We start from the raw sequence: 10,019 nt of genomic DNA on the forward strand, positions 1-10,019 counted from the left end.
CAGCGGATTCACGCTGCCCACCCACCGCAGCACAGCAAAATCAGTCTGACCGGACCTCAACAGGGTCGATCCACGGATTGAGGCTAAGTTATGAGCCGGTCAGTCGCCGCCTCACGCGGTCAGTTGTGTCCTGAATGCCCAGGTCAGGTCACTTAATGCGTCTCCAGTGTCATTCTCGTTCGGCCTCATCTCACGCTTTACGCACTGTTTCGTTCACAAATCCGTTCACACCGGGGCCAGAGTCTCTTGGCTTGGTGGAAGCCGACTGACAGCAGCCGGTGCTCGTCTTCCCACAGCTTCGGGGTGACGCGGGCGGAGTCCTGGGCAATCTGCTCGAGAATGCGCTGCGGCACACTCCACCGGGCGGTTCTGTCGAACTCGGCTGTGTCCGCGACGGCGACCGGCTGACGATCGCCGTCGCCGACAATGGCGAGGGAATCGCTGCCGAATGCATCACCCGGGTATTCGAACGGTTCTACCGCGCCGACGCCGCCCGCGACCGCGAGCACGGCCGCTCTCGGCCGTACCGGCCGCAAACCAACGGCAAGGTAGAAAGATTTCACCAAACCCTCGGCGACGAATGGGCCTATACCCGGCTCTACACCAGCGACGCCCAGCGCTGCGAGCAGTTCCCGATCTGGCTACACACCTACAATTACCACCGCGGCCACACCGCACTCGGCGGCCAACCACCCGCCACCCGCATACCTAACCTCTCAGGTCAGTACAGCTAGTCGCGCTCAGAATATCCGCATGCCGCGCAATCTTGCCGCGTCAACAAAGGGTTTTGTGTGCTTGCCGATGCTGGAGGGTTCTATCTCGGTCACCGGATCGGGGCCAGTCCCGTCGTCTGTACGCCGCAGCCACATCGCGTAGTTGTCGCCCAGCGTCGTACCCCATTTGGACGGGTAAACAATCCCGTGCGGACGCTCCCCGTCGAACAGAACCGTCCGGTCTCGAATCCACGTTGCGATGCCCGTCGTGAGCTTCTTCAGGTCTTCGGATGAGCTGGTCAGCTCGCTGAGGGTCAGGTGCTCGACCTCACACTCAGCCAGCAGAGTCGAGCCCAGCCGTTCGGAAAGCACCGAGATCGATTCGGCGCCAGTGACGTCGACGAACCAACCGCTGTAGGGCAATTGAAGTTCGTAGAGGGAGCGCATTTCCCGCCAGCCCTTCGAGATTGACCGGTAGGGCATCGCCCCGTGCTGTGGCAACTCCTTCGCAACCTGCGCGGCGAACGTCGCGGCGTCATCGGGCTCCACGTCGTCGAAGAGGTCACTCAGCAGCGTCGCCGGCGGGTCCGGTCGGATATACTCCAACACTTCAACGAAAGCGCCTGTCGCCGAGGAACATCCGTATATGGTTCGCCCAGGCGTATCCCATCGCGACCAGTCCTCGACCGGATGTTCACCCGGAACGCGCGGGGGTGGATTAACCGGACCGTACTGCGTCCGAGCCACTCGAAAGACACTCTGACCCGAACTCGCAACGATGTTTAGCCCACTCGACGCGCAGATAGTCGCACCCACCAACGACACCCGCGCCTGCCTCTCTGTACACAGCGAACGGGCTGAGTATAGGAAGAGTCGACGTCACGAGTGACTAGGCATGGTAGGTGTCGGTGATAAACGCGTCCGCGGCGCGAAAGACAGCACCAAACTGATCTTCGCGTAGCAGTTGCGCCGGCGTGATCCCGTCTAGGCGAGGATTCGCAGAAATCAGCCAGTTCCGGGCAACCTGGTCGTTTTCGGCTTCCTCGATCAGCCAGAAGACGGTATGCGTTGCCGTCAGCCGCCGCGCTTTCTCAGTCGAGGGTTCGGCGTGGTTGCGCTCCCCCGGAGGGGTGGCCCACCGGGCTGGCATCGCACGACTTCGTGAACTGGCGATATACGCCGTCAGGGTGGGTCCGAGGCGCGCCAGAAGGTAGGCGACAACCTCGTGGGTGTCCATCCGCGCGGTGTCGTCCCCAGCCTTGATCAACAAGTCGGACATCTCGCGAGCACCTCCTTCGTCAGCAGCGACTCTACAGCGCCTAACCATAAAAGCGGCGAGAATAATCCGCAAAGTGACTCAACAAGCTCCACAAAACATACACATAATGCGCGTTATTTGCCGTCTCAGACACCCTGTCGTGCAGGTAGACGCCCGATTACAGCACCTAAGACGCCGCCGCCACTACCCAAGCAAGTGGCATATCCCGGCGAATGCTCGCGGATGTCGTCGAGGCGCCGTAACGGCACCGTGCAACACGAAATACTCGAAGGACAACGGGCCGTCGCGTTCGCAGCGGGCGATGCGCCTGAGATCAACGTTGACTGCCGCGTGGACGTGGGCCGGTTGGCGGCACCGGTCCGCTATGGACTGGCGGCGACGCTTGAGGTTGCCCCGACCATCAGAGTCGACATCCACCAAGAAGTACGTCAACAATTGCAGGTCCGACTGCGCACCAGGACCCGCCGACACGCGTATCCCGGACGAATGTCTGCGACCGCTCTTCAGCAGCGAGCAACGACCCGCGAAATCGCTACATTCGCCGACGCTAAGTGCGAGCGGGCGTCCTACCGCACGGCCAAGCGGCGGTGGTCGAGACTCAGAGGGTGGCATCGACGGCGTCTACGTAGGAAGACAGTAGTTGATGACAAATGAATCTCGGTCGTGTTGAGATGTGGTGTCATGCAACCGCTGTCGCGGGTGGCGCTGTCATCCTGGTTCGGTGGCGCCAAGGACAGCGAAGAAAACCGACAGCCGGTTGGCGGCTCGGCTCGCCGCGCTCGCATCGCTGGGCGCCGCGGTCATCCACTTCGCCGTCGTACCCACCCACTGGCAGGAGTGGATGCCAGCAGGCTTGTTCTTCGCAACGATCGCACTCTTCCAACTGCTCTGGGCGCGCCTGGTTCTCGCACGAACCACGACTCCTGTGCTTGCTGCCGGCATCATGCTCAACGTTGGAGCCATTGCTCTTTGGGCCCTGTCCAGGACCGTGGGAGCCCCGTTCGGCCCCAGCGCGGGAGAAGCGGAATTGGTCCAAGCCGCGGACCTTTGCGCACTGCTGCTTCAAATCTACATCGTGATGGGCGCCAGCTGGGTGTGGTACCGCGGCCTGCAAGGACAGCCGGTACCGGTGTTCGGCAGCGCATTAGTGCTCATGGGCGCCGTCGGTGTCGTGACGCTGGCGTCCACGGTGGGCGTTGCTTCAGGACTGCAGCACGGCCATGCGCCAGCGAGCGCGGACGGTGGCCACCACGGGACGACCCCCGAGGATGGGCACGGCGAGCACGACGCGACGACCCCCGACGATGCGCATAGCGATCACCACGGCGCTGGCGCCGAGCCCGCGGAGGGTAATGATCATGGGACGAGCAGCGAGCATGTTCAAAGCCCTGACAGCAATCACGAGCCGGCCGCCCCGCCGCCCGTCAACGAGCCTGCCGGCGAGTCGGCTGCACCGGCGACGGCCGAAGTTCCGGCCCCACCCGCGGTGCCTGCGCAGGACGACCACGGCGATCATGATCACCGCGAGTAAACACCTGACTTCTCCGCTCGTGTGAGCACAGGCGTCAAACTAAGCTAACGCATCTCTGAGACCGGTCCTGAGCCGGCACGTGTCCTGGGACCACGAAGCCGGCCTTTAGCCGGATCATTCAAGCGCCGCCGTGTCGGTGACCGCGACGATTCACGGCATGAGCACGACTTCTCCGACATCGACGGCGGCTACCGCGGCCCAGGCGGTGGCCCGCTACGGCTACGTGCCGTTCATGCTGATCGGCCTCAACGGCGCCGGCATCGTCTTCACCGCCGGCGGCGCCCAGAAGTACTGGCTGCTGGCCGTCCTGGTCGTCGCGATCACGACGACGTTCCTGGTAGAGCTGGTCATTCCGTATGACACCGCGTGGAACCGTGACCGGGCCGACAGCACGCGCGACCGCATCCACGTCGCGGTCAACGAAACCCTCATCCTGGCAAGCGTGGCCGCCATCCCGCTGCTGGCCGCGATCGTCCCCGCACCGCCGTTGTGGCCACACAGCTGGCCATTCATCGCACAGGTCCTCGCCGCGATCCTGGTCGCGGACCTCGGCATCACCGTCGTACATCTGGCCAGCCACAAGATCGGTGTGTTGTGGCGCTTTCACGCGGTGCACCACAGCGTCACCCGCTTCTACGGCCTCAACGGCCAGATGAAGCACCCCCTGCACCAAACCGTGGAGATGGCCGCCGGCGTCGCACCGCTGATCCTGATCGGGCTGCCCGTCGACGTAGCCTCCGTACTGGCGCTGGCGGTGGCAATCCAGCTGCTGCAGCACTCCAACGCCGACTACCGCATCGGCCCCGCCAAGTATGTCTTGGCCCTCAACGAAGGCCACCGCTTCCACCACCTCAAATGGGCCGGCGTCGGCGACGTCAACTTCGGCCTGTTCACCCTGGTGTGGGACCACCTGATGCGCACCTACGCCTACGACGCCACATGGCGATTCGACTCCACCCAGCTCGGCATGGCCGCCAAACCCGACTACCCCACCAGCTATCTGCGGCAGATGATCTACCCGTTCACCCACGCCAGCGGCTGCAGCCTCAAGTCCTTGACCACGGCCACGACGGCCGACGGAAACGCGCCGATACCGCCATCCGGCCAAGGCTCGACGTATCGTCTGTAGCCGTCGGGCCCCCGATTCACCGGTGCAGCGTGGCTCGACCCGCTAGCCAGCCTCGCCGCGGTCGACGGCAACGACAGACGGCTCCACCACTTTCGGCTGGGACCAACAGACGGACGCGCCCCCGATTTTGGCGGTTGTGCAAGCCCGAGGAGCCAGCTTTTAGTGCCAGCTTTATCGAATCTTCATCGAAGGACTAAGAAAGCTAAACGACTCAAGAGCACTCTTGAAGGCATACCCGTAAACGGTGCACCGTCGCCCGCGACCGGCCCTCGCGACGCACCAGGCGGTGCCACCGCCCGTTAGCCGATGACGAAGACCCGATACGGAGAGCCTCACTCATGCCGCAGATAGGCTGCCCACCAGCGTTTCGAGCGACGACGCACTGGTTGCGCACGACCGTCCTCGCGGTGGCGGTGCTGCTGATCGCGACCGCCTGCACCTCGTCTCCGGCGGCGGCGCCCACGCCCGACGTCATCACCGACAAGGGCACGCCCTACGCAGACTTGCTCGTACCGAAACTGGAAGCGTCCGTGACTGATGGTGCGATCGGCGTCGCTGTCGATGCCCCCGTGACCGTTACCGCCGGCGACGGTGTTCTCGGCCAAGTGTCGCTGACCAACGAGGCGGGCGAACTTGTTGATGGGCAGCTGAGCCCCGACGGCGTTACCTGGTCATCGGCGGAACCGCTGGGCTACAACAAGCAGTACACTCTGCAGGCGCACGCACAGGGGCTTGGCGGAACGACCAGCACCAGCGCAACATTCGAAACCCATTCCCCCGAAAACCTGACGATGCCCTACGTCTTGCCCAATGACGGCGAAACGGTGGGCGTGGGTCAACCCATTGCGATTCGCTTTGACGAGAACATCACGAACCGGGTTGCGGCGCAGCAGGCGATCACCGTGACCACGAACCCCCCGGTTGAGGGCGCCTTCTACTGGCTCAGCAATCGTGAAGTCCGCTGGCGCCCCGCCGAATACTGGGAGCCCGGAACGCACGTTGAGGTGTCGGTGGAGGCTTACGGCGTCGACTTCGGCGACGGACTCTTCGGCCAGGAAGACGTCACCACACGATTCACGATCGGCGACCACATCATCGCCACCGCCGATGACGCCACCAAGACGATGACCGTGCGGCGCAACGGCGAAGTCGTCAAAACCATGCCCATCTCCATGGGCAAAGCCAAAACGCCCACCGACAACGGCGCCTACATCATCGGAGACCGCTACTCCTTCCTGGTGATGGATTCGTCCACCTACGGAGTCCCCGCCAACTCGCCCGACGGCTACCGCACCGAAGTCGAATGGGCCACGCAAATGTCCTACAGCGGCATCTACGTGCACTCTGCCCCATGGTCGGTGGGTAGCCAAGGCATCGCCAACGTCAGCCACGGATGCCTCAACGTCAATCCAGCCAATGCCCGCTGGTTCTACGACAACACCCGACGCGGCGACATCGTGGAAGTCATCAACACGACCGGCGCAACCCTGTCAGGAACCGACGGACTCGGAGACTGGAACATCCCCTGGGAGCAATGGAAGGCCGGAAACGCCAACCTCTGAGCATCGGAAGTTAGTGACACCGGGCTGACATGCCCGGGTGCCCAGCGTCGCTGAACCCCTTTCTCCGCGGCGCATTTGGGGTCACTCCTGAGACGCCGTTGCCGTACGGGCGGTTGTCGGCGTGGCTGGAGCTCATCGACTCCCCGATGACCGAAGGCGGCGCGCTACCGCCGACGAGGCTTCACGTGACCGCGCGGGGCAGAATTGTTGCTACCCCCGACGACGGCCCATAGTGCCTCCTTCTCCGAGAAGCTCGCACAGTTTGCGTTCATCGGCGCGCTATTCACGCGCGTCCTCCCGACCGTAAAAACGGTTCTAGTCCAGTACTTGCCGCATCCAAACCGAGCTGCCGCAGCGAATTTCACCATTGTAATTATGTGGCTACTGTTACTGGTGGGGCTTTTGTGAGTTACGCTTTTCTACGTAGGAGCTACGTATTTTGGTGCTGCGCCGTACTTATGCGATTCAGCCCCGCTATTGGTGCGTGTGATAGCTCACCGCGCGGCGCACCGAGGAGAAGACATGGAATCACACGTCCGGAGCAAGGGTGCTCCAACTGCCCGCGCTGACCGCTGCGACCCCACAATCCTTGTAGCAGCACAGGCGGTTCGGCGGCTCTCCGGTGTGATCGCCATCGTCGTCTTGCTTTTCCTTGCGTGCGCACCGGTCGCGTCGGCCCAACCTGCCGCCGGCCCTTGGGATCCACTGCTTCCTAAGGTGGCGAGCGCAGGCGCTCCCGGTGATCCGGTTGCCATCGCGAACGCCTCTCTTCAGGCAACGGCCATGGCGACGCAGACCGCCATGAGCATGGGTCGCAACTTCCTCAGCAGCCTGGGGCTCGTCAGTCCCGCCGCGGATCCGTCGACGAGCGTGCGCGGAAACCGGGTCAATGGTGCGCAAGCGATCGAGTACGTAATCCGGAGGGCGGGAACGCAAATCGGCGTTCCCTACTCCTGGGGTGGCGGAAGCCTCACCGGTCCCAGCCGCGGCGTCGACCAGGGGGCAGGCACCGTCGGCTTTGACTGTTCAGGCCTGACACGGTTCGCCTTCGCCGGCGTTGGAGTTCTGCTCCCGCGATGGTCCGGTGATCAGTACGACGCCGGCCGCAAGGTGCCACCCTCCCAAGCGAAGCGGGGCGATCTGCTGTTCTGGGGCCCGGGCGGGAGCCAGCACGAAGCTATCTATCTCGGCGGCGGGCAGATGCTCGAGGCACAGCAGACCGGCGTGCCAATCAAGATCTCCCCAGTGCGCACGTCAGGGATGACGCCCTACGTCGTTCGCATCATCGAAAGCTAAGTCCTCGCCGCAATCTGTNGACCGGCGTGCCAATCAAGATCTCCCCAGTGCGCACGTCAGGGATGACGCCCTACGTCGTTCGCATCATCGAAAGCTAAGTCCTCGCCGCAATCTGTCACCAGCTGCATCACTGCGGCGCACCAGGCACTCGCTGCCCCCACTTAGCCGGTCAGACAGTAACCGGTCCCGCGCACCGTACGGAGATACCGCGGTGAGTGTGGGTCCTCACCCAGCTTGCGCCGAAGATTACCCACATGCACCCCCAGAGTGGACCGGCCACCGTCGGACGCATCCCCCCACAGGCTCAGCTGCAATTGACGACACGTCACCGGTTCACCGGGACTCTCCGCCAGCGTGCAGAGAATCTCAAACTCCGTGCGGGTGAGCGGCAATGGCTCGTCGCGGAGGAACACCCGACGCGCGGCCACATCAATACGGAGATCTCCGATCTCACGGCGATGCGTCTCGTCGCCGTGGCCGCCGCCACGTGGTTCGCCGCCGACACCGCAGCGCCTCAGCGCCAGCCGAATTCGCACGTTCAGCGCCTCGATGTCGCCCACACAGACGACCCCGGTACTCACGAGCAGCGGCGTAATATCGCCGTCGCTGAGAGCAACCACGCCGACTTGAGTTTCCTGACGGATGCGGTCAAGCATGGCCGTGCCCAGCCCCTGAGTGCCGACGCCCACCACGACCACATCGGGATCACGCTCGCGCAGCCCTGTGAGTGCAGCACCTGGCGAATAGGCCACCTCCACGGCGAAACCGCCGGCGCGTAAGTGTCGCGCCACGGTGGCCGCATAGATGCGTCGAGGCTCCACCAGTAGCACACGGATGCGGCCAGCGGCCGCCACTGGCGGTACGGAACCAGCGACATAGCGGTGCGACTCGATCGTCGTGGCATTCTCCTAGCCGTTCACGAAAACTAAAGCGCGCCTATGCATCCTCACTGCACCGCCTACGAGACAGCCTACCGCCATCTATGTAGTTACTACGTAGATGGCGCGCCGACCGGGATATTTAGCGCCGGGTCGCGTCATCAACGGCCTTCGGCGTTGATCCCAGCCGTCCTCGCTGATCCAGGCGTTACAGCGCAACCGCCAACAGCAAGCCTTTGCACTGGTCATCTACGGTTTGACTCCGTAGATAATCTACGCTGTGGACGCAGGCGTCAGGCGGTCAGCGAAGACTTTGCTGGGTGGGCCGATACCCGACCGTCGAAGGGTTCTCGTCCGTCGAAGTGCGCATTGGCCGACCCGAACCCGGATCAGAGCTAGGGGCACCTAGTGGTGGCAGAGCACCTGGATGAATGCCGGTGTGGCGAGCATCGTGGCGATGGCGGCAACCAGGAGAGCGCGATGACGCCACTGCACGTGCCGACGCGTCGGGGTGACTAGTCGCTCGGCGCGGGTGATGATCGCCATTGCCGCCGCGGCCAGACCTTCGGCCACCGGAGGTCGGTGACCGGCCAGCGCGAGCAACCCCGCCAGTAGAGGACGAGTGCCGACGCGACGAGCGGCGGTATCGTCGGCGCACATCTCCAGCAGTTCCGCCACAGCCTGATGTGCGCAGGCGAACAAGGGCAGGTGGGGAAGGGTGGCGGCGAGGGCACGCAGCACCATGAGAATGTGGTGATGATGCCCTGTTAGGTGAGCATTCTCGTGGGCCAGAACCGCTTTCAGTTGCGCTCGGTTCAACGATTTCACGGCCGCCGAGGTGACGACGATGGCATGGGGGCGGCCGATGACACAGTAAGCGGCGGGAAGGTCCGCCTCGACGACAACGACGTGGGGATGGTCGGTGGGCCGACCGACGATCCGCGCGGCGTGTGCGTGCTCGTGGCTTCGGGTGCGCAGTCCGGCCAGGCAGCGACCCAGTCGCAGCGCCACGACCGCCGAGGTCAGCAGCCCCCCGCCGATGAGCGCAATAGAGCCGAGGCGTCCCGCCAGCGGGGTGTGATCGGAGAACCCAAACAGTTCCAGGCAGAGGGTCACGACCGAGCCGTCGAGGATGCTGTTTGACGTCGCGTTGACCACCAGCACCACTGCCGCCAGCCATGCCGCAAGCACGGCGGCAACCGTGGCCAGCCAGGCGGCCACACCCATGGACGGGCTGACCCCGCCACCAGTAAGGCGCCGCAGTACCGGTGGAGCAAGCCACGCCAGCACTGCGCCGTAGAGCACCAGCCACAGCGCCGTCGTCATGATCGCCGCCCCTTACGCAGCGCCGCCTTCAGTTGGGCTGATTGCTCTGTACTCATCTGCTCGACAAAAAATGCCAGCACAGTGTTGGTGTCGCCGCCGGAGTCGAAGGCAGCTTTCATCAGCCGCGCCGACCGCTCTTCACGACTCATCGCCGCCCGGTACACATAGGCCTTGCCGTTGCGCTGCCGTTTTAGCCTCGATCCACCGATAAATTGGTTGGTCGTGGGGTGTCGGAATGAGGAAAGTGCCCCTTGAGCTGGGAGGATTGGTGTTCTCTACGCATCAATCAGGCCAGTTCAGAAAGG

The 10,019-nt window shown here is 63.7% G+C and carries 8 protein-coding genes and 2 pseudogenes; 5 read left to right on the top strand and 5 right to left on the bottom strand.

What is annotated here, in order from left to right:
• Nucleotides 1–317 precede the first annotated feature (317 nt).
• Nucleotides 318–734: pseudogene (locus MCHLDSM_RS39900) on the top strand (integrase core domain-containing protein); the annotation flags it as partial.
• Between the two features lie 6 nt (nt 735–740).
• Here the strand turns inward: MCHLDSM_RS39900 and MCHLDSM_RS27935 are convergent.
• Together MCHLDSM_RS27935 and MCHLDSM_RS27940 are read right to left on the bottom strand one after the other, a co-directional pair.
• Entirely contained in the window at nt 741–1,322 is a 582-nt protein-coding gene (locus MCHLDSM_RS27935) for an RES domain-containing protein (RefSeq protein WP_234935307.1), read from the bottom strand.
• 280 nt (nt 1,323–1,602) lie between these two features.
• Nucleotides 1,603–1,992 (bottom strand): antitoxin Xre/MbcA/ParS toxin-binding domain-containing protein, encoded by a 390-nt coding sequence (locus MCHLDSM_RS27940; protein ID WP_013470149.1) that lies wholly within the window; start codon nt 1,990–1,992, stop codon nt 1,603–1,605.
• A gap of 673 nt (nt 1,993–2,665) precedes the next feature.
• Between MCHLDSM_RS27940 and MCHLDSM_RS27945 the strand changes: the two genes are divergently transcribed.
• From MCHLDSM_RS27945 to ripB, 4 genes are all read left to right on the top strand, one after another.
• A complete protein-coding gene (locus MCHLDSM_RS27945; protein ID WP_011767917.1) occupies nt 2,666–3,523 on the top strand; it encodes an ICP22 family protein in 858 nt (285 codons plus the stop codon).
• Between the two features lie 157 nt (nt 3,524–3,680).
• Nucleotides 3,681–4,652: a sterol desaturase family protein gene (locus tag MCHLDSM_RS27950; RefSeq protein ID WP_011767916.1), complete on the top strand. Its 972-nt coding sequence runs from the start codon at nt 3,681–3,683 to the stop codon at nt 4,650–4,652.
• A gap of 338 nt (nt 4,653–4,990) precedes the next feature.
• Nucleotides 4,991–6,214 carry a L,D-transpeptidase gene (locus MCHLDSM_RS27955; protein ID WP_011767915.1) on the top strand — a complete coding sequence of 408 codons (1,224 nt, stop codon included), beginning with the start codon at nt 4,991–4,993 and terminating at the stop codon, nt 6,212–6,214.
• A gap of 522 nt (nt 6,215–6,736) precedes the next feature.
• The gene (gene ripB, locus MCHLDSM_RS27960; RefSeq protein ID WP_011767914.1) at nt 6,737–7,510 is read left to right on the top strand and encodes an NlpC/P60 family peptidoglycan endopeptidase RipB; all 774 of its coding nucleotides are present in this window, start codon (nt 6,737–6,739) and stop codon (nt 7,508–7,510) included.
• A gap of 161 nt (nt 7,511–7,671) precedes the next feature.
• On the opposite strand, the gene MCHLDSM_RS36695 is transcribed toward ripB, so the two are convergent.
• The 3 genes and pseudogenes from MCHLDSM_RS36695 to MCHLDSM_RS36700 form a co-directional block, all read right to left on the bottom strand.
• Nucleotides 7,672–8,268, bottom strand: a complete 597-nt coding sequence (locus MCHLDSM_RS36695; RefSeq protein WP_233211103.1) for a winged helix-turn-helix domain-containing protein — start codon at nt 8,266–8,268, stop codon at nt 7,672–7,674.
• 525 nt (nt 8,269–8,793) lie between these two features.
• Nucleotides 8,794–9,714 carry a M56 family metallopeptidase gene (locus MCHLDSM_RS27970; protein WP_011767912.1) on the bottom strand — a complete coding sequence of 307 codons (921 nt, stop codon included), beginning with the start codon at nt 9,712–9,714 and terminating at the stop codon, nt 8,794–8,796.
• Nucleotides 9,711–9,908 (bottom strand): annotated as a pseudogene (locus MCHLDSM_RS36700) (BlaI/MecI/CopY family transcriptional regulator); the annotation flags it as partial. The gene MCHLDSM_RS27970 and the pseudogene MCHLDSM_RS36700, both read right to left, overlap by 4 nt.
• Between the last annotated feature and the right edge of the window lie 111 nt (nt 9,909–10,019).

Source organism: Mycolicibacterium chlorophenolicum, assembly GCF_001044235.1.
In the GTDB taxonomy this organism is placed as follows: Bacteria; Actinomycetota; Actinomycetes; order Mycobacteriales; family Mycobacteriaceae; genus Mycobacterium; species Mycobacterium chlorophenolicum.

Bases quoted from the DNA above. Each gene is read 5' to 3' on its own strand.
- MCHLDSM_RS27970 (WP_011767912.1), bottom strand. From the start codon at position 9,714: ATGACGACGGCGCTGTGGCTGGTGCTCTACGGCGCAGTGCTGGCGTGG.
- MCHLDSM_RS27955 (WP_011767915.1), top strand. From the start codon at position 4,991: ATGCCGCAGATAGGCTGCCCACCAGCGTTTCGAGCGACGACGCACTGG.
- MCHLDSM_RS27950 (WP_011767916.1), top strand. From the start codon at position 3,681: ATGAGCACGACTTCTCCGACATCGACGGCGGCTACCGCGGCCCAGGCG.
- ripB (WP_011767914.1), top strand. From the start codon at position 6,737: ATGGAATCACACGTCCGGAGCAAGGGTGCTCCAACTGCCCGCGCTGAC.
- MCHLDSM_RS27940 (WP_013470149.1), bottom strand. From the start codon at position 1,992: ATGTCCGACTTGTTGATCAAGGCTGGGGACGACACCGCGCGGATGGAC.